This is a genomic window from Leptospira noguchii serovar Panama str. CZ214, from assembly GCF_000306255.2.
In the GTDB taxonomy this organism is placed as follows: domain Bacteria; phylum Spirochaetota; class Leptospiria; order Leptospirales; family Leptospiraceae; genus Leptospira; species Leptospira noguchii.
Map to the genome: position 1 here is coordinate 90,568 of NZ_AKWY02000033.1, position 23,496 is coordinate 114,063.

At 34.2% G+C, this 23,496-nt stretch carries 19 protein-coding genes and 1 tRNA gene; 8 read left to right on the forward strand and 12 right to left on the reverse strand.

Annotation, left to right across the window (positions count from 1 at the left end):
* Positions 1-9 precede the first annotated feature (9 nt).
* On the forward strand, positions 10-684 hold the full coding sequence (locus LEP1GSC059_RS17265; protein ID WP_017213811.1) for a hypothetical protein: 675 nt from the start codon (positions 10-12) through the stop codon (positions 682-684).
* Here LEP1GSC059_RS17265 and LEP1GSC059_RS17270 read toward each other — a convergent pair.
* Genes LEP1GSC059_RS17270 through mazG form a run of 3 tightly spaced genes read right to left on the reverse strand, consistent with a single transcriptional unit; the run spans position 681 to position 2,622 of the window.
* On the reverse strand, positions 681-1,451 hold the full coding sequence (locus LEP1GSC059_RS17270; RefSeq protein ID WP_002176412.1) for a response regulator: 771 nt from the start codon (positions 1,449-1,451) through the stop codon (positions 681-683). The two genes, LEP1GSC059_RS17265 and LEP1GSC059_RS17270, sit on opposite strands and share 4 nt — an antisense overlap.
* Positions 1,448-1,828, reverse strand: a complete 381-nt coding sequence (locus tag LEP1GSC059_RS17275; protein WP_020981125.1) for an LIC_13241 domain-containing protein — start codon at positions 1,826-1,828, stop codon at positions 1,448-1,450. Before LEP1GSC059_RS17275 ends, LEP1GSC059_RS17270 begins: the two co-directional genes overlap by 4 nt.
* The gene (gene mazG, locus LEP1GSC059_RS17280; protein WP_002176475.1) at positions 1,825-2,622 is read right to left on the reverse strand and encodes a nucleoside triphosphate pyrophosphohydrolase; all 798 of its coding nucleotides are present in this window, start codon (positions 2,620-2,622) and stop codon (positions 1,825-1,827) included. Before mazG ends, LEP1GSC059_RS17275 begins: the two co-directional genes overlap by 4 nt.
* 151 nt (positions 2,623-2,773) lie before the next feature.
* On the opposite strand from mazG, the gene LEP1GSC059_RS17285 reads away from it, so the two are divergent.
* Positions 2,774-3,295, forward strand: a complete 522-nt coding sequence (locus tag LEP1GSC059_RS17285) for a DUF6580 family putative transport protein (protein WP_002176489.1) — start codon at positions 2,774-2,776, stop codon at positions 3,293-3,295.
* Positions 3,296-4,077: 782 nt separating this feature from the next.
* Here LEP1GSC059_RS17285 and LEP1GSC059_RS17290 read toward each other — a convergent pair.
* Positions 4,078-5,346 (reverse strand): LA_2444/LA_4059 family outer membrane protein, encoded by a 1,269-nt coding sequence (locus LEP1GSC059_RS17290; RefSeq protein ID WP_017213814.1) that lies wholly within the window; start codon positions 5,344-5,346, stop codon positions 4,078-4,080.
* A 160-nt stretch (positions 5,347-5,506) separates the two neighbouring features.
* On the opposite strand from LEP1GSC059_RS17290, the gene LEP1GSC059_RS17295 reads away from it, so the two are divergent.
* Positions 5,507-6,064: an LOG family protein gene (locus tag LEP1GSC059_RS17295; RefSeq protein WP_002176484.1), complete on the forward strand. Its 558-nt coding sequence runs from the start codon at positions 5,507-5,509 to the stop codon at positions 6,062-6,064.
* A gap of 287 nt (positions 6,065-6,351) precedes the next feature.
* Here LEP1GSC059_RS17295 and LEP1GSC059_RS17300 read toward each other — a convergent pair whose 3' ends face one another.
* The 4 genes from LEP1GSC059_RS17300 to LEP1GSC059_RS17315 form a co-directional block, all read right to left on the reverse strand.
* Positions 6,352-7,506, reverse strand: coding sequence for an ankyrin repeat domain-containing protein (locus tag LEP1GSC059_RS17300; protein ID WP_017213815.1), 1,155 nt, complete (start codon positions 7,504-7,506; stop codon positions 6,352-6,354).
* A complete protein-coding gene (locus tag LEP1GSC059_RS17305; protein WP_017213816.1) occupies positions 7,452-8,384 on the reverse strand; it encodes an AEC family transporter in 933 nt (310 codons plus the stop codon). Before LEP1GSC059_RS17305 ends, LEP1GSC059_RS17300 begins: the two co-directional genes overlap by 55 nt.
* Before the next feature lie 48 nt (positions 8,385-8,432).
* Positions 8,433-8,504 (reverse strand) — tRNA-Thr (locus LEP1GSC059_RS17310).
* 113 nt (positions 8,505-8,617) lie between these two features.
* A complete protein-coding gene (locus LEP1GSC059_RS17315; protein ID WP_002176408.1) occupies positions 8,618-9,256 on the reverse strand; it encodes a DUF2889 domain-containing protein in 639 nt (212 codons plus the stop codon).
* 151 nt (positions 9,257-9,407) lie between these two features.
* Here LEP1GSC059_RS17315 and LEP1GSC059_RS17320 point away from each other — a divergent pair, with 151 nt between their 5' ends.
* Positions 9,408-10,208: an SDR family oxidoreductase gene (locus LEP1GSC059_RS17320; RefSeq protein ID WP_017213819.1), complete on the forward strand. Its 801-nt coding sequence runs from the start codon at positions 9,408-9,410 to the stop codon at positions 10,206-10,208.
* Between the two features lie 703 nt (positions 10,209-10,911).
* On the opposite strand, the gene LEP1GSC059_RS17325 is transcribed toward LEP1GSC059_RS17320, so the two are convergent.
* The 4 genes from LEP1GSC059_RS17325 to LEP1GSC059_RS17345 form a co-directional block, all read right to left on the reverse strand.
* Entirely contained in the window at positions 10,912-12,231 is a 1,320-nt protein-coding gene (locus LEP1GSC059_RS17325) for a formylglycine-generating enzyme family protein (protein WP_002176428.1), read from the reverse strand.
* A gap of 128 nt (positions 12,232-12,359) precedes the next feature.
* Positions 12,360-13,895: a DEAD/DEAH box helicase gene (locus tag LEP1GSC059_RS17330; RefSeq protein WP_002176458.1), complete on the reverse strand. Its 1,536-nt coding sequence runs from the start codon at positions 13,893-13,895 to the stop codon at positions 12,360-12,362.
* A 600-nt stretch (positions 13,896-14,495) separates the two neighbouring features.
* Entirely contained in the window at positions 14,496-16,304 is a 1,809-nt protein-coding gene (locus LEP1GSC059_RS17335; RefSeq protein ID WP_020981127.1) for an alginate export family protein, read from the reverse strand.
* A 1,798-nt stretch (positions 16,305-18,102) separates the two neighbouring features.
* Positions 18,103-18,759: a YdeI/OmpD-associated family protein gene (locus LEP1GSC059_RS17345; RefSeq protein WP_155243466.1), complete on the reverse strand. Its 657-nt coding sequence runs from the start codon at positions 18,757-18,759 to the stop codon at positions 18,103-18,105.
* Positions 18,760-19,389: 630 nt separating this feature from the next.
* On the opposite strand from LEP1GSC059_RS17345, the gene LEP1GSC059_RS24740 reads away from it, so the two are divergent.
* The 4 genes from LEP1GSC059_RS24740 to LEP1GSC059_RS17365 form a co-directional block, all read left to right on the forward strand.
* Complete coding sequence (locus LEP1GSC059_RS24740; RefSeq protein WP_337587756.1) at positions 19,390-19,944, forward strand: imm11 family protein; 555 nt, start codon at positions 19,390-19,392, stop codon at positions 19,942-19,944.
* A 93-nt stretch (positions 19,945-20,037) separates the two neighbouring features.
* Positions 20,038-21,369 (forward strand): MFS transporter, encoded by a 1,332-nt coding sequence (locus LEP1GSC059_RS17355; protein WP_017213823.1) that lies wholly within the window; start codon positions 20,038-20,040, stop codon positions 21,367-21,369.
* A gap of 57 nt (positions 21,370-21,426) precedes the next feature.
* The gene (locus LEP1GSC059_RS17360; RefSeq protein ID WP_017213824.1) at positions 21,427-21,963 is read left to right on the forward strand and encodes an inorganic diphosphatase; all 537 of its coding nucleotides are present in this window, start codon (positions 21,427-21,429) and stop codon (positions 21,961-21,963) included.
* Between the two features lie 767 nt (positions 21,964-22,730).
* A partial coding sequence (locus LEP1GSC059_RS17365) for an IS982 family transposase (RefSeq protein ID WP_020981131.1) occupies positions 22,731-23,496 on the forward strand: 766 nt, incomplete at its 3' end.

Below are 23,496 nucleotides of genomic sequence, written 5' to 3' on the forward strand. Positions count from 1 at the left end.
ACCGCAACGATGAAAATCTTGAAACACAAAACTTTAATTCCCAACCGAATTCTATTTCTAAGTTTGGAATGTTTTTTTACGTTTGTATTTCTGTTTTTCAATTTCTCCGTTTATTCACAAAAAACTCCTAAAGAACCTACACCTCCCGTGGAACCTACGGTCGGAGATTCCCGCAATTCGAGAGGGGAAACAGAAAAACAGACTGGAACAGGAATGAATGAAAAAGGAGAAAAAAAAATCAAAGCCGTTTTTTGTGATGGGCGCGAGGTAGAAGGTTTTTGGAAAAACCCTCCGCTTGAATTTAAGTTTCGACATAAAAAAAGTAATATTACATATTCAAAATCCTTAAAGCTTGAAGAGATCGCCAAAATTAAGATCACAGGTTGGAAATTAAAATCTTCTAATAAACGAAAAGAAGGAACTCCTTATCGAGCCGAACCGTATCAAATCCAAATGATTTCCTTTTCGGGAGAAAATTTTCTTAAAGAACCTTCACCGACTGGAGAAATTCAACAGATTCAATTTAACAATCAATTTGGAGATACTACTTTGTTTCTGTTTTGGAACGATTTGCAGTATGAAAACGGACAATGGTTTTCTGGTTTAAAATCTTTTTCGGGAGAATTTAGAACGGACTGTCATCCCGACGTGATTCGGGAAATTCAATTTTTTGCGGTAAATTAAACTTTTCGAATGTATTCTAAAATTTTTCTTTCAAAATACGGCTTTTGAAGTAAGTAAATGTTTTTTTGAGGAATAGAGATTTTAAAATCTTCCTTTTCTTCAATACCGGTGATGACCGCAATCGGAATGTTGTTGAATTTTTCCTGTTTACGGATCGCTTCTACAAGTTCCTCCCCTGAAAAGTCCGGCATAATCCAGTCCGTTAAAATATAAGAGACTTCGTTTGAAGATTGAAGATATTCGTAGGCTTTTTTTCCTTCTGTAAACGCTTGAAAAGAATAACCGTTTTTTTCTAAAATTTTTCCCAAAAGAAGCAAATTTAATTCCGAGTCGTCTATGATCAGAATTTTTCCGGCCTTTTTAGTTTCGATCGAACTAGGTTGATAAGCTAGTTTTATAATTTCTTCGATTACTGTTTTAAATTCTTCAATTCCAGTAGGTTTTGGAAAAATCCCGTCAAAGCCGGATTCTACTGATTTTTTTCGGTTCGTTTCTATGTCTCCGGAGGTTATTAGAAATATTTTAGAATTTTTGCATATATTTTGTTTATCGTCACGTAAACCATTTCGAATGGTTGTACAAACCGTAAATCCATCCGAGTCCGGAAGTATCATTCCGATTGTAATTAGATCAAAATTTTCCCGAAACGTAAGATCTAATCCTTCTTTTGCTGTACCCGCTTCGAAAATTTGACAATCCTCTGTAGGAAAAAAAGAGGATATAATTTTTCTGACGGTTGTACCAGAATCTAAGACGAGTACTTTCAAGTTCGTTTTTCTCTCAGGTTTATATTTGAAATCGAAGTTTCAAAAATTTGAATGTGTTTTTTTAGTTCTTTGAAAATTTGTTTTAGATCTTGTATTATTTCTCCGTCCGGTTTTGTCCAAACGAGTTGTTGATTGGAATCCGTATCTAAACTTAAATAATAAATAGGAGAGGTTAATCTTGGATCGTTTGGAATTAAAGTAAAGGAACCGAAAATGGAAAACATCGCTTTGTAACTTTTTTCAAGATGTGTCAACTGATACACTCGGGGCCATTCCTCTAAATTAGATTCTACCTTCAAAAAAAAATCTTTAGAAAGAAAAAAAATCAGAGATTCAGTTTGTTGGATTCTATTTTTGAAGGAATCGTTCCCATTCATTTTTCCAACTCTTTTGCTTCGTTCCAAAGATGGTCCATTTCTTTTAAGTCGGACGTGTTCAGACTTTTACCGCGTTCTTGGAGGGCTTTTTCTATGTATTGAAATCTTTTCTTAAATTTTACATTTGCTTTTGTAAGTGCGGACTCGGAAGAAATTCCAAGATGTCTTCCAAAGTTTACTAAACTAAATAACAAATCTCCAAATTCTTCTTCGATACGGATTTGATTGTCTTTGGGACGGTTCAATTCTGTAAGGAATTCTTCCATTTCTTCCCCAACTTTTTTCTGTACATCTGAAATATTTTCCCAATCAAATCCTACTTTTGCTGCTTTCTTTTGGTATTTTTCTGCTTTTAAAAGAGAAGAGAAATTTTCGGGAACGTTCGAGAAAATAGATGAATTCTTTTTTTCTTTATCTTTAATTTTTTCCCAGTTTTCTAAAACTTCTTGAGAAGTAGAAAGAGTGATTTCTTCCGGTTTGAAAACGTGAGGATGCCTAAAAATGAGTTTATCGGAAATTCCTTTTGCTATGTCTCCTAAATTGAATGAATGCCTTTCTTCCGCGAGTCTTGCGTGAAACACTACTTGAAATAGTAGATCTCCCAATTCCTCTTTGAGAAGGTCATCGTCTTTTTTTAGAATTGCTTCGATCACTTCTTGGGATTCTTCGATCAGATAAGGAACCAAAGTTTGATGATCTTGTTCTTTATCCCAAGGACACCCGTTTTCACCTCGGAGAATAGAGGTCACTTCTTGGAGTTTAGTGATTTCTTCTAGGGTTGATTTTGTTCGCATACCATCCTCTTTAAGAACAAAGAAATAGTCGAAATTTGTTCCATTTTTTATCTACGAAGCGAGAGTGCACCCTTTTTCAATTAGGGATTGGATTGACGGGAACCGTAAAATTGAAGTATAGTTCAAAATAATAATACATTCCAGGCGCTTTATGATACATTCCAAAAGTTTTATCGTTTTTTCACTCATTTTGATTGCGGTTGCAAGTCGTTATCTTCCCCACCCGGCTAATTTTACGCCGATTCTTGCGATTTCTCTTTTTGCAGGGGCTCATTTTGTTTCTAAAAAGTTGTCTTTGTTTCTTCCTATTTGTGCTCTTTTGATCAGTGATTTATTGATCGGGTTTCACGATCAAATGCTTCCTGTTTATGGGATCTCTTTACTGATGGTTGTGGCTGGATGGCAGTTAAGAATTTCTTCTTCCGTTTCTAAAATTGCGTTTTGGTCATTGGGTGGATCGATTCTTTTCTTTTTAGTTACCAACTTTTACGTGTGGCTTGCGGGGTATTATTCTTACGATTTTAATGGGCTCGTTCAGTGTTTTATCATGGCTATTCCGTTTTTTCAAAACTCTCTTTTGGGAGATTTATTTTATACGACCGTTCTTTTTGGTGGTTTTGCTTTAATCGAAAAAATGGGTTGGATGAAACTTTCAAACGTTCCTATTAAATAATTTTTTTAAACGAAATTACCTTCGACTTAAGATAGTTTAGTCGAGGGTAATTGATTCAATTTAATCTCGTTATTTATAAAATCTAATTGTTATTTTCTAAGTTTATTTTTAAGAGTTTTGACTCTTGTTTCGTGTAAGAACTTATACAATTCGTATTTCCTAAAATGTGGGAACTCATATAAAAAAATAAAAGTTTGTAATGCGACTTAATTTGTAGGAACTACTGCAAATCGCGATTTACGAATCAATTCTAAAATTGTGGGAACTCATATAAAAAAATAAAAGTTTGTAATGCGACTTAATTTGTAGGAACTACTGCAAATCGCGATTTACGAATCAATTCTAAAATTGTGGGAACTCATATAAAAAAATAAAAGTTTGTAATGCGACTTAATTTGTAGGAACTACTGCAAATCACGATTTTACGAACCAATTCTAAAATGTGGGAACTCATATAAAAAATAAAAGTTTGTAATGTGACTTAATTTGTAGGAACTACTGCAAATAGCGATTTTACGAACTAATTCTAAAATGTGGGGACTCACATTTTTAGAAAATACTTTCTCATTTTCTCCACGAACTCACGTTAATTCCGCATTTTTGTGAAACTCAACAAACTCAGATCCAACCAAAAACTCAGCAACACCTCTCTAAACTCAATGTATCCTTCTATGGTCGCTCTGGGAAACTCAATGCATCGCTCCTATGGTCGCTCTGCAGATAGGTGTTTAGGTTTTGGGACAACTTTAAACTTAATAATAGTAAATCTAAAAAATTCTTATTTAAAGGGTAAAAGAAACTCCAAAATAAAATCCGTAGTAAGTATCGATCACTTCTTTTTGTAAGGCGGGTCTTGTGGAAATCAAGTCTACCGTTTTGGTAACTGTGTTCAATGCGGTAGAACCAACCAAATCGGGAAATAACAGGTTTATGTTATAGTTATATCCAGTGACGGAAGATCTCATTTCTGTATATTGAAAACCGAACGTAAATTTGAGCCAGCTCGTTCTTAAAAAGGAAAGCCCGGTATCAATTTGATAACCTCCTCTTTTGACTAAATTTTCACCCGCTGAACCAGAAGTTTCTGTGATTAAAAAATTTTGAGCTCCATTATAAATTGTAGCCCCGTTCGTTTTTAGATGATATTTTCCTAATGTTCTAAAATAGTCTGCGTTTGCATGAAATTGAAAGTAGTGATTCAGTTTTTTGATAATTCTAAATCCAATTTGAGGACCTAAACCTCCCGCTTTTTCTTCCATAGTTCCGAAGCCGAGCCCTCCTGGTAGGTTGCCGTATTCTTTGGAATAAATGTCTAAATTACGAATTCCTAATGAAGGTCCAATTTTAGTTCCAGACCCAGTTTCAAAAAAGTAAAGAAAATTGAGTTGAATATCCGTTCTTCTAAGTTCGGGACCGTAAAAACTATAGGTTTGATTTAAATTGTTGGAGGTAGGATTGGTATTGATAGAAGAATAAGAAGGATAAATTCTAAAATCCAGAAACGTCGCCTCTACACCAAACTTTTTAGATTCTGTTAAGAATAAAAATCGAATTGGATAAGCGGTTTTTGTATTTCCTTGCGGATTAGAATAAAAACTTCCGGTGTTATTGATGACGTGTGCGTCGAAATTTCCGTTTCTTGCAATCGTATCTATATTTTGATAAACTCCGTTTGTATAAAAAAACGTATTTGTCTCGTTAACGAAAACGTTTTGTTTTCTTGCTAAGGATTCTGGAATCCAACTCGTTTGGTTGAATAAAAACGTGATTTCAAAGATTGTTCCTTTCGGTGTTTTAGAAAGTTCTTGTTCGTGAAGTTTGTCTCTGAGTTCGGAAGCTTCTTTGCGTTTTTTCTGAATCTCTAAAATCATCCTTTTTCTTGTAACCGGATCTTGTGCCTTGCCGGCTTTGATTTCGAGTTCGTTGGCTTCATTTTCCAAAATTTCTGGATCTGAATCAGACAATTTTTTTTGTCCGATTAAGTTCGTTTGGAGTAAGACTAAAAAAGTAACAAAAAGGAATATGATTGAACTTTGAATTCTTTTTTTCATAGGCTCTAAGGAATATGAGATAAATATAAGACGAAAGAATTCCAACTTTTTTTCCGAAGTCCTAAACAAGAAAAAAGTTACAAAATTATATTTGTTGTAAATAACGATAAAATGATTTTATTCCGATCTTATTAAATAGAAGTAAATAAAAAGAGAGATTATGGATTTAACCAAATTGGCGGTTTGTGTTTTTTGTGGTTCGCGTTCTGGAAACAATCCGGTTTATACGGAAGCGGCTCAGAACTTAGGTCGATTGCTCGTTGAAAAAAATATAGATTTGGTTTTTGGAGGGGCTTCGTGTGGCATCATGGGAACGATTGCAGATGCGGTAATGGACAAAGGGGGGAGTGTGTCCGGAATTATTCCGGATTTTCTTTCTATCAAAGAAGTTAAACACGATCGTGTTAAAGATTTGATGATCGTTTCTTCCATGCACGAAAGAAAATTTAGGATGTATGAAAGATCTTCGGGTTTTATTGCGTTGCCTGGTGGGATTGGGACCTTGGATGAGCTCGTGGAAATTACTACTTGGAATCAACTTAAACTCATTTCAAAACCTTTGGGTTTACTCAATGTAAACGGTTATTTCGAATATTTACTTAAACAATTGAGTAGAATGGTAGACGACGGTTTTTTAGATTCGGAAACTAAAGAAAGTCTGATCGTTTCGGAAGATCCTGAAGAATTACTCGATTTATTGAGTAGACGTTTTGTTTAAAATGCCGATTCGATTATTCTAAGATGTTTTTGAGATGGCTTCTAAACAACGTGGGTTCGGTTGAGATTCATTTTTCTGAAAAAAATTGGAATTTGAACTTTACTGATCGATTTCTAAAATGTGGGAACTCATGCGAAAAATAAATGTTTAAAAATTTGTAACGTGACTTAATTTGTAGGAACTCCACAAATCACGATTTTACGAACAAATTCTAAAATTGTAAAAGTTCATACTTTTATAAATTCTTTCTCATTTTCTTACGCAAACTCATATTATATAAAGATTTTTTAATCTTTTTCTGGTTCAGGTTCTAATATTTGAACGAATTCTATTTTCTCTTCTTCTTTTGCAATGTCTAGAGGAGACTTTCCATTTAGGTTTTTTAAGAATGGAGATGCGTTCCATTGGAGCAATAACTCAGTAGTAGAAATTTGATTATAAATGACTGCGACGTGAAGCGGTGTATTTCCTTCTTGGTCGATGGGGTTTGGTGAAATTCCAATTTGAAGAATATTTCTGCAAAGATCATCTTTTCCATGTTTGGTGGCAAAAAATAATTTTTCAGTAAGAACTTTTTTAAGAATTTTGGTAACGTGATGATATTTTTGTCTTTCCGCTTCTTCCAATCCAGTTTTTCCAGATGCGTTTAATTGTAAAAGATCTGCTCCAAGTTGAATCAGTTTTTCTAAACATTCCACACTATCATGAGAGGATGCAAGAAGTAAGGCGGTATTTCCATCCGCATCTTTATCTTCTAATATGATTTTTGTTTCTTCTTTTTCTAAAAATAAATCTAATATTTCAAAATCATTATGTAGTGCTGTAAGATGAAGAATGGTTCTTCCTTCTGAATTTTTCTTTAAAAAATCTGCACCTTGGTCTAAAAGATATTCCACAATTTCTAGATGACCTAGATCTACTGCCAGAAGAATCGGAGTATACCCTTCTCCGTTTCTTTCTTCTAAATCCGGAGTTGAATATTCGTTTTCCAATACCATTTCCACGATTGAAACGTTTCCGGTGCTTACGGCTTTTGTCAAAGGAGTGTTTCCGGCAAAATCTTTTTTTTCCGTGTCTGCGCCTGCTTCTAAAAAAATTCGGATCAAATTTTCGTTATTTTGATCCAAAGAGTTTAAAAGTGGGGTTTCTCCTCTTGCGTTGATTTCATCTGGTTCTGCTCCGGCTTCGAGTAAAAGTTCGATGGTTTCTTGATCTGAATTTTTTACGGCCCAAGATAAAACTCCAGAACCGTAACTGTCTCTATAATCTTTCAGCCAATTGATAAGGGTCTCTTCTCCTTTTAAGGAGTTTAGAAGTTTTTGAATTTCGTTCGTTTTTCCGGTTTTGACCGCGGAAAATAGATCGATCAGTGATTCAGAAAAGTCAGTCAGAAAAAATTCTCCAGAATAAAATAAAATAACAATAAGGTTGGAATCGAACATAAGATTCCTATCCCAGGAAAGGTTGCGGAAAGATTAGGCCTAAAACCCATTTGAATAGAAACGATAGACGCAGTGATCATCGGGGCCATTCCCGCCTCTAAGATCGCTACCTTTAAATAACTTGGGTTTATATTTAGAAAAATGTAAATTAAAAATATCATAATAGGGGAAATTAGCAATTTATAAATAAGTCCGATAGATAGAGGTTGTATAAAATTTTCCGATTTTTTAAGTTTAGAATATAGAGTCGGAAATTCCATTTGAAATCCTACTGTAAACAATGCGATTGGCACTAAGGTTTCTCCCAAAATTTTAAGTACAAAATAAAACAATTCTGAAAGGGGGAAAAATCTAAGAAAAAACGAAAAAAGTAAAGCAAGAAAAGGTGGAAAAGTAAAGAGCTTTTTTAAAACGGAAGTGATCCGATTTCCGTTTATCTTGGGATCTTTTTGGAAATGTAATGCAAGAATAAATCCTGGAATGGCTAGACAAAGAAAGGTTCCCAATTGATCTACGATTAACACCGAGTTAGTGACTTTCTCTCCGTATAACATTCTTAAAATGGGTAAGCCTAAAAAAGAGGTATTTCCCAACCCACAACAAAGTATAGTTGCGATTTTTGTTTCCCAATCCCAACGAAAGAATTTTCCGATCGTATAAAAGAATACGACTGATACTCCGAAAATCAACCAAGGTACAAATGCCAAAAAAAACAGAGAGTTTTCTAGTTCTATCTTACTAATTAGAATCAGAGATGGTAGAGAAACATAAACTACGAAGTTTCCGAGTACAATTCCTGAATTTTCAGGAAAAATTTTTACTCGTTTGAGTATCCAACCACCTACAAGACAAATTGGGATGAGTATTAGATGAGGCACTCAGTACAGAGTTCATACCGTTTAAGATAGGGCAAGAGATTTAAGATTAGCCCGCTGCCGGAATTGAACCGGCGACCTTTTCATTACGAGGGAAATGCTCTACCCCTGAGCTAAGCGGGCATTAAAATTGACAGAAGTAAGAAACTTTAACTTTCGAAAAAACGAAACCTTATGTCCTTTTTACGAAGATAATAACGTTAGGCGTATCTTTAACGTGTTACCTAAGTGTGAACTTAAAGTTTTTCTTTCTTCGATTTCTTAAATTCTTTTACCATCATTGCAGTAATACTGTCAAGATGTTTCACTTGATCTTTGAGTTCCGGTTTTTCGTGACGTGTGGAAAAAGAATAACAGGAATTTTTGACTCCTCTATCTTTCATCCACCAGTGTCTTCCTATTTCTCTTCTTTCTCGGGCGGGGAGGTTTCCTTCGTACATTTTGTATTCGTCTAGTTGGGCCGGAAAATTTCTTTCTTTAAGATAAAATGCGTATGCGGAATGAAAATTCATAGCTGCGTTTTGAATCAGTTCGTTGATATGAAGACAACCTAACGTTTTGTCCGTTGGAAAACGATTCATCAATTTTACGTAGGACATTTCTTCTCCTACTAAATAATCGTATGTTTTGATTGCAGCCGGACAAGTTTCATAAGGAACCCTTTTTTCTTCTACCCCGGACTTTATGATTTTTAATGTGGTGAGGTCTACTTCCAGATATAAAGTCATATCGTGATAAGGATCGTATTGATTTACTTCTATGATACAAAACGGCGGAGATTCTTCCGGAAACCAATAATATCTACTTTCATAGTTTCTTTGAAAGTTGGTATTTCGAAAACGAATCCTTTCTTTAAGTTCTTGCAACTTACTCATTCAAACCTCTTATTTAAAAGAAACCTTTTTCAACAAAACATTTTCCGTTTCTTTCAGGATCATCTTTTAACTAGACTCAATTCCCTAAAGGATTTTTCCGTTTATTTTCATTTGCTTTTTTGAGACTTTCAAATATCTTCGGTCCGGTCTTATGATTCATTCTTTCTTTTTAGAAAAGTCTTTTTTGGTTACAGGGGCTAGTTCTGGTATCGGCAGGGCTCTCGTTTTAGAACTCAATCGAAACGGTACCATAGTAGGGGCTATCGCTCGAAGAAAGGAATTGTTAAAAGAATTAAAAAACGAGGCCAAGTTCCCGGATAAAATCATTTCTTTACCCGGAGACGTTTCCGACTTTTCTCAGCTCAAAAAGATCACAGAGGAATTCAGAAAAAAAGTCAGACGTATCGATGGAATGATTCATAGCGCTGGAATTAGTATGCGCGGCCTTGCGAAAGAAACTGACATTAAAGTTTACGAAAATCTAATGAACATAAACTTCTATCCTTTGGTTCATTTATTCAAACTTTTAGAATCGGAGTTGAGACAAAATCAAGGTCATTTTATTGCGGTGTCTTCTTTACAAGGAAGGTTTGCAACTCAATATCGTTCTGGTTATGCGGCGAGCAAACACGCAGTTCAGGCGTTTATGGATAGTATTCGACTGGAAACCTGCGAGAGTGGTATGCACGTTATGACGGTTTCTCCGGGTTATGTAAAAACGGATATTTCTTTGAAAGCTTTGTCTGGAGACGGCTCCGCTTACGGAATTATGGATGAAGGGATTAAGAACGGGCTTGCGACGGAAAAGGTGGCTACCATCATTTTGAAAGCGATTGAATCCAAAAAAAGAGATGTATATCCGTCTCAGTTCAGAGAGATGTTGGCTTATTGGATCAGCCGATTTTCTCCTTCTTTATTAGATCGACTTTTGAGAAATGCAAGAGTGACTTAACTATATAAAAGCACTCAATCCAATAGTTTACATTTAAATAATGTGAATTCGAAGAAAAAAACTAAACGGAATCTATCTCTGCCGGACAACGCTTTCAGTTATAGTTAATAAACTGCATTATATAAAACTAATATAGTATTTGCCTTTAGTTTCGATTTATATGATAGGAACGATCATTTCTAAGTTTTGTGGTAGTTCCGCAGATCAAGTCTCTTTGTGTGATATAGTTTTTTAAACACTTTTTAAATTCAATTTCTGTATTAGTTTCTTGAATCAAAAAGTTTTACTGAATTGTATAAAGAGCTTGTCTCAAAACCTGTCGAGCGTCAATAGAAGCGAGACGCTGAGTTTCCACCGATCCATAGAGAAGGTGTTTGCTGAGTTACTTGGAGCGCCAATAGAAGAGAGACTCTGAGTTTTTCAAATGGCCTTGAGATTGAGTTTTACAAAAATGTGGGAATTATTACGAAAATTTAATAACATTAGACGCTTGAAAGTTCGCAAATTGTCAAATGCGACCTAATTTGTAGGAATTACTAAATTTTATTAAAAATTTCTAAAGAAATTATCGCGTAAAATTCCTTGAGATTTTGGGACAATCAAAATTAAATACTAGAAGCTACTATTGCAAAGCGCTGGTTTAAACGCAAAATATTTGGTACTTTATTATAGTTCTGAGTAGTTTAAAAAAATCGAATATTTTTTATTTTCCAGGAAGATCCCAGACGAGTCTAAATCCGGCTCTGCGATCCGTTTTTAAATTTGGAATTCCTCCGAAAGATCTAAAGTAAGTAGTAGATTCTTCCTTTGTAGAGGAAAACGAACCACCTCTAATGACTTTATATATTTTTCCGAATGCGTTTCTTTTGAGAGAATGTCCTGGATAGGGAAGATAATCCGAGCTTGTCCACTCTGCTACGTTTCCGCACATTCCAATGGCTCCGTAGGGACTTGCAGATTTTTTTGCAAGTTCGTAAACTGAAATCGTGTTGGTTTGTTTACTTTCTAGAGTATTGCATAACGTAGGATCAAAATCGTTTCCGAATGGATATTCCAAAGGGTTGGGAAAAAAAGAATACGATTCGTCTCGATTGATTTTCCAAGTCATTCCGGTTCCGCGAGCCGCTTTTTCCCATTCCATTTCTGTAGGAAGTCTTTTACCAGACCAACGCGCGTAAATTTCAGCTTCTCTGTAAGTGATCCCGTTGACTGGATGATGTTCTTTTCCTGTAGGGAAGTTCCCACCTTTCCAATGAGGAGGAGGAGGAGTGTTTGTTTCCTTTAAGAATTTTGAATATTCTTGATTTGTAACTTCGTACTTATCTATGTAAAAAGAAGAAACATCTTGAAGATTACCACGCTCCGGTTTGAAGTAAAACGGATTATAACTGTCTTCGGAAGGATCGTTTCCTTGTCCGTGAATAAAAAATCCCATTGATTCGTAAAACGGTTCTCCGTTTTGTTCGTAACCTCCTGAAACAAGAACCATTTCCTTACCGTCTTTGGGATGCCTAAGTTGTTTTGAAGGTCTGGTCCTTCTTCTGTCTTCGGTGAAAAAAGCGCCCGGTTCAATATAAGCAATTTCTTGTTTATAATCTTGGATAAAAGTTCCGGCTGTGAGTAAACTTTCAGGGACACCTGGGATTGCAACAAATGAACCGTAAAGTTCAATTTCGGAAACCTTCTTGCCGTCTGAATTATTTTGATAAACCACCGAGATCTGACGGATAGAAAAATGACCGATTTCTTTTTCGGGATTTTTTTGTAAGACGGAATACTGAGATTTTTTTTCCAGTATGGCTTTGATTTCCTCTTCTTCCTTACCGTAAAATATAGAACCTTTTCGGATTCGAATTTTTACTTTACCTTTACCACTATAAACCGCTTCTACTTCTCCTTTCCAAAGTGGGATCATTCTCGTATTAAGAGAAGAATCTTGGGTTTGTGCGAATAGGAAAGTAATCGATCCAAATAAAAGAAAAAAATAGAATCGTTTGAGTTTGATAGTAAAATCGAAAATCATAATGTTTAACAGTCCGTTTTGTAAAGAACGGTTTTTCTATCTATTATTCATTTCGGCATAAATTTCAGGATTAGAAAATAAATTTCCCGAAGATTTCAAATTGGATTCTTAAAGTAGTTTGGATATTGTTACTTTTTCTTTTTTTTGAAAGAAGTTGCCCCACCTTGTTTTTTATCTCCTTTGGAGAATTTAGAACGAGAGCCGTCTTTGGAATTATTGCCGAAATGAGAATTCGAATTTGATTTGGATCTAGACCCAGATCTACTAAAATTCCGGTCTCCGTATCTTCCGCCGCCGGATTTCTTTTTAGAGGAATGTTTTTCTTCGTATTTAAAATCAGATTCAAATTGAACGGAATCGTCAAATGTAACGCTATCTTTTAAAATTGTCATTTTAAACAAGGCAGCGGCGATGTCGAGAGCCGTGTAATCGTCTCCCATTAATTTTTCTACTTGGTTTACGTATTTGCCAATATGCCCGGCGTCTACGATGGATCGTACTTTGGAAGTGTAAGAATGAATTTTTGTTTCCTCTAAATCGTCTAACGTTGGAATTTTGCCTGCTTCGATTTTAATTCCGTTGATACGTTCTATTTTTTTCAAGTTGTAGATTTGTTTTCCTACAATAAAAGAAAAAGCGATTCCTTTTTTACCGGCTCTTCCGGTTCTACCAATTCTATGAACGTAGTCTTCTCCGTCTCTCGGAAGGTCGTAGTTAAAAACTGCTTCTACGTTGTTGACGTCTATTCCTCTTCCGGCCACGTCGGTTGCGACTAAAATTTCGATACTTCCTTTCCTAAAACCGTTCATTACCTTGTCTCTTTGTTTTTGGTTTAAGTCTCCGTGGAGCGCTTCCGCAAAGTAACCTCTGGATTTCAAAAGTTCTACGACCGTGTCTACTTGTGCTTTTGTATTACAAAATACTAATGCTAGTTTTACGTTTCTATATTCGATCAATCTCGCAAGCGCTTCTCCTTTTGCGTTTTCCTGAATTTCGTAGTAGATCTGTTCAATTTTAGGAGCGCTCAATTTTTGATGAGTAACGTCTATGATTTGAGGATGATTTTGAAACTTCTTCATCAAAGTAAGTATGTCTTCCGTCATCGTGGCGGAGAACATGACCGTCTGACGATCTGCGGATGTATCTTTTAGGATGAATTCCATATCTTCCCTAAAACCCATGTCTAACATTTCGTCGGCTTCGTCTAAAACTACGATTTTGATCTCGTCGAGATGGATAGAACCTCTTCTCATGTGGTCCATCATTCTACCCGGAGTTGCAATTACGATCTGGGGATTTTTGCGAAGTGCCCTGAATTGTCTTTCAATTTCTTGGCCGCCGTAAATTGGAACAACTTCAAAGTTGCCTTTGTATTTCATCAATTTACGAAATTGTTCGCTGACTTGTATCACCAATTCCCGAGTAGGACAGAGGATCAATGCTTGTAAATGTTTACTTTCTACTTCGAGAAGTTCGATCGTAGGAATTGCAAAGGCTGCGGTTTTACCAGTGCCGGTTTGAGCATGTCCGATAATATCTTTTCCTTTTAATATAACCGGAATAGCTTCTGACTGGATCGGTGAGGCTTCTTCAAAACCCATTTCTAAAATTGCGTTTTGGATTTCGGCGGATAAGTTTAGTTCGCTAAACTTGAGTTTTTTCATAGATGTTCCTTTCAAAACAATAAATCGCCCGCTTCCGGGAACCTCTAGTGTTTTGAATTTTCAAGATAACTTATCCGGAAGATCAAAAAGTGAATCGAAGAGAGGAAGATTGGAATCAGGAGAAATTTTGCGTCTTTATGAATAAGACGTTTGTTTTACAACGATTTAAGGGTCGGTTATTTATACAAGGATAAAAGAATAAAATGACTTTGGTGTAAAGTTTTTAGAAACGTTTGAATGTTTCAATTTAAGAAATAGTTCGGAGAAATTTAAACTTCAGTTCGTCAATTTTAAAACAAATTTTATTTATAAAAAGAAAGGTTTCTATAAAACCAAAGATAAAGATTTTAGGATTTAGGTTTTACACAAAATCATTGTTTGGTGACTAACGTCTGATAAGAATTCATTTTATGGAAGTTTCTTTATTTAAAACTACAAGTTATCTCAAGAATATCTTAGAATAATCAGAATTGGCATTTTAAGCAAAAATAAAGTATTTTTGAGATATCTTGTAAAATTACCAGTCAAGATTAAACTTATGCGTCCAAAAATATTTTCCTAAGATGTATTCAGAATACTTAAAGTTATTTTTATTTCGGTTTAAAATTGAGCGGTCATCATTAGATAACCAAACTGTGCTTGAGGAAGAAATTGTGTTTTTCTAAATTCTGGAGAAATAGAATCGTCATTGAGTTTACGTCGAACTGCGTCGCCCGCAAAAATCCAACTTCCGCCTAACGCCCAAAATACGCCCTTATATTTAAAAGAGTATATTAGATCAATTTCTCTAAATAAGTTTTTTCCGAGAGTTATAACCGATCTTTGGTCTAAAGCTCCTTTTTCTGTTTGAACGTAAGGGTCTTTAAAACGTTCGTTAGTAATGGATTCTGTACTGGCACCTTCTTTAAGTGCTCCCGTAACGTCATACCAACCATCTTGTCTTTTGTGTTTGTCAACGATCCAATAGGCGATTCTCAATTTACCGAATTCTTTTCCGTCCCAAGTAAGATTGACGGATTTACCGACCATATTTACCCAACTTACTTGATCCGCTTCTCCAAAAAAACCGTGATTGGAATGGAATAAATTTGAGAAGGTAGTGACTTTTCCGTCTTTTCGATTTGGATCTCCGCTGCCAAGATCATACTCGCCACCTAATCGAAAAGAACCAATTGTATAACCTATGTCGAGAGCGAACGCATAAGCGTCGTAAGTTTGTCTTTCTTTATAAACGTTATTGGTTATTGTTTTGCCGGTAAGAGGATCTACCGTATAAATGTTTGTGTTAAAATAATCCCAACTAGGTGTAATGTTTATTCCATTTCTTCCGGTTTGTCTTGCGTATTCAATTGAAAAGTCGAAAGGGATTTTTGCTTTTTTATCCGGTGTGGTTCTATTAGAAATTCTGAGACCGAAAGTATGTAGTTGGTCGTATCTGGAATCTCTAGGAATCGTTTCCGGATTAGGAAGAAGTAAGATTGTAGAGTTATTTTGAGGAAACCATTTTTTATACAATCCTATATAATAGGCGTCTATATGAAGTAAGTCGGAAGGTTTTAACGTATTATAAAAACCTGTAAAAGTAGAATCTCCTTGTTGTTGTTTGGAAAGTTCTGCGGAAAAAGTACACGTAGAAAACGAAGTGGAATTTGGAGGACAGTTATATTGAATCGGAAAGGAATTTTTTTTTCCTAAATTCGTGGAATTTCCTGCGACGTCCGAATCTTGTTCACCTACGATCATTGCCCAAGCGTGAGAAGAAAAAATTTCTTTATCGATCTTAAGTCGAAGTCCGTTAAAACTTCTTCCGACGTTGTTCCATTCCAAAGCGCCGACGAGTCTTTCGTCTCCGTATTTTAGGATTTGTCTGCCGGCTTGTAAAGTAATTGGACCAATTAATTCTTTGGATTCTATCCACACTTCTCGAATTCCTACGAATTGTCTCGTATTGTCGTTTGCCGTATCGAGTCCGTTAGGTGAACCTTTTTCTCCTCCCCAAATGGTGGAATCTTGTAAGTTGATTTTTACTTTTGTATTTTCGGTAAACTCTTTTTCTATCCATATTTGAGCCTTGGAACCGACAAAAGAAATATTATCATTTTTGAATTTATCAAAATCGTAATTATACTTTGCTTCGGGACGAATCCGAATCATAGCACCTAACTTAACTGATTGATACCAAGGTGTTTCTTTTTTAGTTTCTTGAATTTCGACCGGAGTTGAGGTTTTTTGAGGTATTACTTCTTGAGTTTGAATTTCGATCGATCGTTTTTGAACTATACGGGTTGTGTTATGGCGTCTGATTTTATGAGGTTTGAATCGTTTTGTTTTTTTAGCGTTGATTTCTGTAAGAGAAAAAACTACTAAGATAAGTAAAAGTTTAATGATTCCCAATTTGCAAATTTTCAATTTGATCCCCTTTCGATTTTACTTTTTCAAAATTCACAAGAGATTTATTTTTTACTGATCCTTATAAAATTGAGTACTATGAATTTGTATTACAAAGTTCTGTTCCAGTGCAAAGAATTCGGCACTGTTCTATATAATTTTTAACAAAAACGTTTCTAAATTAATGAAGTTCAGTGTGAAAGATTTGTGAAACTCTATTCTTCTATTCTTTCATTACTAATTTCTAAATAATAGGTAACTTAAATTTTAAGACGAATTCTGGTTTCAATTTAGAATTTTAATTACCATTACTCAGTTTTAGTAAAATCGTGTGAGAGTTTTCAAAAAACTTTGAAATTATAGTTTTTAACACCTCGTTATAATTTCTATTTTTTCTAATTTTCTTATACTGAATTTACGATTTCGAAACCGTTTTTAGTATCTATAATTAGAAGATAATATATTATAAAAAATAAACGTATTTTAAAAAATTAGTAGCAAAATGAATTACTTTAGGATAATTTTTTTCATTATTGACTTTTTTTAAGGAAAGTCCTACATTCTAAGTCTCTAAATAAACCCGCCATAATGTAATTTTCATACATTTTGAGTGGTAAATCTCCAAGGAATCATCCAATTCAATTTCTGTATGGAATTGTTGTTTTGCGGGCATCACAAAAATGAAAGTTAAAAGTTTTAATCAACGTAAGTTCAACGTAAGAAAACCTGGACGAATCCGGCTGCCATAAGCAGCCGGACCGGGCTCTCAGCTCTGGTCAATAAATTGTATACAGGAACGTTATACGACTTATCATCGTAGTTTTCAATTTATCGACCCTAAAACGCTTTCGTAAAAAGCGTTTTGCTGAGTTAACGCGACCCAGGAAACTCAGCGAATGCCTCTCTAAGGATCGGCATTCAGGAGAGCGTTTTGCTTTAGTTCATTCATCGATCCCTTTCGCGTTAAATTATTAAAAATTTGAAAGTATAATTGCTTTGATGTATTGGACAGGTTCTCTATTAAGAGCTTGTCTCAAAGAAAATTGTATACGATCATTCTTTAAAAGTTTTTAATAAAATGAAGTAGCTCCTACAAATTAGGTCGTTGGCAATTTTCGAACTTTCGAGCAGTTCTAATGTATTAAATTTTCATAGTAGTTCCCACATTTTTAGGTTGAGAATGGTTACATAATTTTTTAAAAAGTGAAAATTCTCATTTGTAAATTTCAATCGATTCTGATCAGATTTAAATTGTAGTAGTTTATATATTTTAGAAATTCAGAATTGAATTTGGCAGATTGTTCCACAATTGTGAGGAGAATTTTTTTAGAAAAATCAGAACTTCTTCTAAAATTTGTAATAGAGTTCTTGAAAAACTTCATAGTTAAAATTAATAAAATTGCTTCAATCGACCGTTCCATGAAACAAAAACTAAGTGGCGAATTCATTTTTCAACAACTCTAATATTTATTTGTCATTGAAACGTTACTTTATTCAGAGTTATATAAGAGAGTAAAATTCTACAGATTCTAATCGCAAAATTTTGTTAGAGTATAAAATATTAGGTAATCTGTTCTGCATTATTAACATGCATTAGGTGAAAAAAGAAAAAAATTTCAGAAGAAGTTTCTATAAAACTCAAAATAATAGAGTTATTGAAAATTTAATATTATAAAAATGGCATAATTTATTCGTTTAAATGAAACAGAAAAAAATTAATTTTTAACAATTCTGATAATTTCAAAGATTAAATCTATTCATAAAATTGTAGCTTGGTGATAATGAAAAATTTTCTTTATAAAAGTTTTTACATTTAATTTTATTTTTTCTTTTGGATTTTTATAAAACTTATTGCTTGAATTAATTTTTGAATTCGTTTTAATCTAGTTGCGGGTGACTTCGCTTCTAAAATCGCTTCGATATGTTCTCTTTTATGAGACCAAGCTAAGGATTCAAAAAACTTTATTGCATTTTTATCTTTGGAAAGAAAATTTTTTACGTCTTCAGGAAGTTTTACGGTTTTTGTTTTGTAATTAATGTATTTAGAAAGTTCAGGACGTTTTTGTTTTTCTGCTTTAGAACCTCCTTTTTTGACAGCATTGGTTTTTTTAAAACGAAGTGCAGACCAAATATCGTCTAACGAAATCAATGCGACACCTTCGTATCCATTTTTGGAAAGAGATTCCCAGCCGTGGTCTCTATCTAAGTCTGTTTTTATTCCAGAAGATTTTTTGGGATATGCAATCCATAGAATACTTTCTTTACGAATCGATTTTAGGATTTTTAAAAGAGAAGATTGGAGAGAATAAGCCGAATTCGCAAAAAAAAGAATTCCTTCCGCTTCTGAAACCTCGGTCGTAAAAATGATTCCTTCTATGGAAGAGGGTTTATGTACTTTTTCTTGATCAAATACTATCAATTTATTTCCTGCTTTCAGTCGCATCTTTTTCATTAAGTTTGGATTCCAATCTATCATAAGGCGTAAAGAAAAGCGGGTTTTTAAAAAATGCAAATGAAAAAACAGAAATTTTACAAATAAAATCTTAGTCAGAACATTCAAAAAATTTGTTATTTTTAATTCTTAGATAATAGAATTTTTGAAAAATTAATTCTGTATCAGTTTCTCTTTGATGGAAATGTTCAACTGAAGTAGTTTTGTTAATCTGAACTATGGAGTTTTTCAACAATTCTAATGTAGGAACTATTGCTTTTAGAAAATTATCTCTTATATCAGATGTTCTAAATTACTATTTACATGTGGAATTTTAAATACTCTAGTTTATGGCTTTTACTGATCGCTATAAAATAAATTATCTTAAAAGTTTATTCAAAAATTATACTTTAAAAATATTTATATATTATTATATAATTATTCACTTTTATTGTTGATCAGGATTATGTGATAAGGTATTGCTCTACGTTTAAATGAGGACTTAATTCAAGATCTATTTTAGATATATAACAATGAGCACAAATATCTGAAAATGTAAAATTAATTTGACTTCACTTCTTTAGCTTTTAAGATGCTTTTGTGGAAAACTATATTCAAAATCAGTTGAGTATCAATTATTTAATATGGGAACGAGAAAATAATGATCGCCATCCATTGCTTGACAAAAACGATACATTTGAAAAAGCCCAATTATTTGCATATTTATACTCTGATAACCACGAACGTAGAGAAAAAGCTTTCTCTGCAAATTTATCTTTGAAACTTCGTATCGGAAAGCCAAAGCCAAAAAAGTATTTAATGGTTGATCATCATTCGTTACCTCAGCCGGTAGTATCAAAAAGAATAAAGGATTTATTAGAGTTACTTTTACCAAATAAAATACATTGGGTTCCGGCGGAAATTGATACGGATAAAGAAGTATATCATTATTTTATTATGATCCCTCCAGAAATCAATTGTTTAGATTATAAAAAATCTAAACTACATCTGCAATCAGACGGGCAAATTTTTGAAGTACAAGAAATGGTATTGGATCCAGAAAAGTTAAAAACATATTCCTATGAAGATCGTGGGATTTTCCGATTTACAGCTGGAATAACATATTATTTGATCGAGGAACAAATCGTTTCTGCAATTCAATTATTAAATCCGCTAGGAGTTCGATTTATTCCACTTGCAGATTGGAATTTTAAAACTGCATTTCATTAAAACTTTAGAATCAACTTCCATATAAATAACTAAATGATCATTGATTGATGAAAATCACCTTGTAAGAGATATTATATCTTTGAAACTGGCCTAATGATTTCACCGTTACGTTGGTTACTTCCTGCAAAAGCAAAACCGTTATTATCAAAAGAATTAATAGACCAATCTTATCCTCGTTTTCGATGGAGAATTTTAGAAGCAACCTTTATCGGTTACGCGACATTTTATCTCGTAAGGAATAATTTTCCAGTTATTTCCAAAGAAATGGGAGAAGCGCTTCGTTATAGCCAGGAACAAATTACAAATATTTTAGCGGTGACTGCGATTACATATGGGATCGGAAAATTTTTAATGGGAATCTTATCCGATCGTAGTAATCCAAAATATTTCATGCCGTTGGGTTTAATTTTAACGGCGGTTTGTAATTTGTTTTTCGGAGCATCCAATCAATACGAAGTTCATTTTTATCTCTGGGCACTCAACGGTTTGATGCAAGGAATGGGATGGCCTCCTTGCGGACGTTCTCTTGGTCATTGGTTTGGAGTTTCCGAAAGAGGATCTAAATTTGCAATTTGGAACATAGCGCATAACGTAGGAGGTGGTTTAGTGGGAATTGTTGCGGCTTACAGCGCTTCTTGGTGGGGCTGGAGAAATGCGTTTTATATCCCCGCTTCGATTGCGATTGTGACTGCGATCTATCTTTTATTTCGATTGGTGGACACTCCTCAGTCGGTTGGTCTTCCTCCAATAGAAGAGTATCAAAAAGATCCAGAAAAGGAGCTAAGACTTTCTATACAAGAACAAGAAAAGGAACTTACTTTTAGGGAAATAATTCTAGGATCTGTATTAAAAAATCATTATGTTTGGACTTTTGCCTTTGCTAATTTTTTCGTTTATATAGTTCGATACGGTTTGACGGATATAGGTCCTACTTATTTAAAATTTTCTAAAGGAGCTTCTTTAGAAAAAGGTGGGATCAGCACGTTTATCTACGAATTTGCCGGAATTGCCTCTACTCTTCTTGTCGGGTGGGTTTCTGATAAATTGGGAGGTAAAAGAGGAATGGTAAGTCTATTATGTATGCTTCCTATTTTGTTTGCTTTAATCTCATTATTATTTACCCCTTTAGGTTCTCTTTGGTTGGATCTTGTGTTGTTCGGGATCATTGGTTTTTTTATCTATCCACCTGTTATGTTGTTAGGTGTTGCCGGGCTTGATTTTACTTCTAAAAAGGCTGTTGGAGCCGCTGCCGGTTTTATAGGTTTATTCGGTTATTTGGGAAGGACGATTCTTTCAAAATCGGTAGGATGGTTGAGTAAACAAACAGGATTTCATTGGGAACAACCTATGTATTTAATGATCGGTGCAACTTTAATTGCGATTGCGTTACTCGCCATTACTTGGAATTGGAAACCCAAGACATAGGCCAAAGTTTTTATTTTACACTTGCTTTTCCTCTGAAGATTAAAAAAGTTTTCTGTTATGGTACATCCTTGGCATGATATTTCTCCTGGCGATCAGTGTCCTGAAATTGTAAATGGCGTCATAGAGATCAAACGCGGCAGTCGCGCAAAATATGAAGTGGATAAAGAATATGGAATTTTAAAACTCGATAGGGTTTTATATTCTTCCTTTTATTATCCTGCAAACTATGGATTTATTCCTCAATCTTATTGCGGAGATCAAGATCCTCTTGATATTTTAGTTCTTTCTCAGGTAGAATTGGAACCTCTTTGTTTGGTAAAGGCAAAAGTTATAGGTGTGATGAGGATGTTGGATTCCGGAGAGGAAGACGATAAGATCATCGCAGTTGCGGCTAACGATATGTCAGTCAATCATATCAATGATATTTCGGAGCTTCCTCCACATTTTACTTTGGAACTAAAACACTTTTTTGAAGATTATAAAAAATTGGAAAACAAAACGGTGGTTATCGAAGAATTTCAAAATGCAATTTTAGCGCAAAAAATAGTTTTAGATTCTTTAGAATTATATAAAAAAACATTTCCAAAAAAATAAAAACATCCTATAATATATGTCTTGGGGATGGCTAAATATATTAAGGAATAAAAATTGAGTATATTCTAATTTTATAAAATATATTTAAAAGGAAATGTCTTCTGAACGGAGCCAAGGTCTTCGTCCACTTTTGGAATGTTATCCTTAGAAATGTATTTGCTGAGTTTTCCGGGCAAATTTTTAGACTTCAAACAACCTGGGTTTAAACGCGTTTTGTTGGACGACTTTTAGGAAGTGAGATCTGAGTTCAGAAAAGCGTGAATTCGATATAATGCGAAAGGGATCGATGCAAGGTAAATAAATTGAAACTTAAGTCGAATATCGAATTACATTTCTTTTATGCAATTTATTTACCAGAGCTGAGAGCCCGGTCCGGCTTGCCTATGGCAAGCCGGATTCGCCCAGATTTTCTTTCTCTGAATTCACATGATTAAAGCGTAATTGCCGTGAATCGGCATAAGAATTCATTTTTCTAAAAAGTTGGGATCCGAATTTTATTGATCAATTCCTAATATGTGAGAACTCATACTGTTTAAAAATTTGTAATGTAACTTAATTTGTAGGAACTACTACAAATTGCGATTTTATGAACCAATTCTTAAATTGTTAGAAAACTGACATTTTTGGAAAACCCTTTTTCATTTTCTTATGCCGAACTCACGTTAATTAACGTGAGTTCGGCGTAAGGTGGGAAAAAAGAGAAAGATCTTGTACTCAAAAGCGCCAGATCCATATTGAACCAAACTTTCAGCAAAAAGGAGTTCAATATGGATCTGACATCAATATTTTGTGCAATAGACGATTATTGTACACAACAAAAAATAAATTGGAACGGGAAAATATTGAGTCCCGTGGCAGGAAAAAGAAATCGTAAATTTCAGCTCAGCCTGAGTGAGGTAGCAACAATCGTAGTTTATTTTCATCTTTCTCATTATAGAGAATTTAAAAATTTTTATTTGATAGAAATAAAAAAGAATCTGAAATCCGAATTCCCAAAAGCGGTAAGTTACAATCGTTTCGTTGAACTGATGCCTAACGTGTTAGCTGTTATAGCTTCCTTTCTATCCAACACTTGTATGGGAAAATGTTCCGGAATATCGTTCATTGATTCTACAATTCTCAAAGTATGCGACAACAGAAGAATCCATTCTCATAAAGTATTTAAAAACATTGCACAACGAGGGAAATCAAGCACAGGCTGGTTTTACGGCTTTAAATTACATTTAATCGTAAATGATCAAGGTGAAATATTATCATTTATGGTCACTCCTGGAAACGTCGACGACAGAAACTCGAAAGTGATTTTCCCACTTGTTAAAAAGATTTACGATAAACTTTTCGGAGATAGAGGATACATCAGTCAATCTCTATTTGAAAGTCTTTATGAAAAGGGAATTCAACTCATTACAAAACTTAAAAAGAATATGAAAAATAAATTAATGCCCTTGGTTGATAAAATTCTTCTAAGAAAAAGAGCTATCATTGAATCGGTTAACGATGAACTTAAAAATATCTGCCAAATTCAACATACTA

Coding starts and splice junctions, on each gene's coding strand:
- LEP1GSC059_RS17355 (WP_017213823.1), top strand. CDS start 20,038: ATGATTTCACCGTTACGTTGGTTACTTCCTGCAAAAGCAAAACCGTTA.
- LEP1GSC059_RS17295 (WP_002176484.1), top strand. CDS start 5,507: ATGGATTTAACCAAATTGGCGGTTTGTGTTTTTTGTGGTTCGCGTTCT.
- mazG (WP_002176475.1), bottom strand. CDS start 2,622: ATGCGAACAAAATCAACCCTAGAAGAAATCACTAAACTCCAAGAAGTG.
- LEP1GSC059_RS17290 (WP_017213814.1), bottom strand. CDS start 5,346: ATGAAAAAAAGAATTCAAAGTTCAATCATATTCCTTTTTGTTACTTTT.
- LEP1GSC059_RS17325 (WP_002176428.1), bottom strand. CDS start 12,231: ATGATTTTCGATTTTACTATCAAACTCAAACGATTCTATTTTTTTCTT.
- LEP1GSC059_RS17265 (WP_017213811.1), top strand. CDS start 10: ATGAAAATCTTGAAACACAAAACTTTAATTCCCAACCGAATTCTATTT.
- LEP1GSC059_RS17360 (WP_017213824.1), top strand. CDS start 21,427: ATGGTACATCCTTGGCATGATATTTCTCCTGGCGATCAGTGTCCTGAA.
- LEP1GSC059_RS17330 (WP_002176458.1), bottom strand. CDS start 13,895: ATGAAAAAACTCAAGTTTAGCGAACTAAACTTATCCGCCGAAATCCAA.
- LEP1GSC059_RS17345 (WP_155243466.1), bottom strand. CDS start 18,759: ATGATAGATTGGAATCCAAACTTAATGAAAAAGATGCGACTGAAAGCA.
- LEP1GSC059_RS17275 (WP_020981125.1), bottom strand. CDS start 1,828: ATGAATGGGAACGATTCCTTCAAAAATAGAATCCAACAAACTGAATCT.
- LEP1GSC059_RS17285 (WP_002176489.1), top strand. CDS start 2,774: ATGATACATTCCAAAAGTTTTATCGTTTTTTCACTCATTTTGATTGCG.
- LEP1GSC059_RS17300 (WP_017213815.1), bottom strand. CDS start 7,506: ATGTTCGATTCCAACCTTATTGTTATTTTATTTTATTCTGGAGAATTT.
- LEP1GSC059_RS17315 (WP_002176408.1), bottom strand. CDS start 9,256: ATGAGTAAGTTGCAAGAACTTAAAGAAAGGATTCGTTTTCGAAATACC.
- LEP1GSC059_RS17320 (WP_017213819.1), top strand. CDS start 9,408: ATGATTCATTCTTTCTTTTTAGAAAAGTCTTTTTTGGTTACAGGGGCT.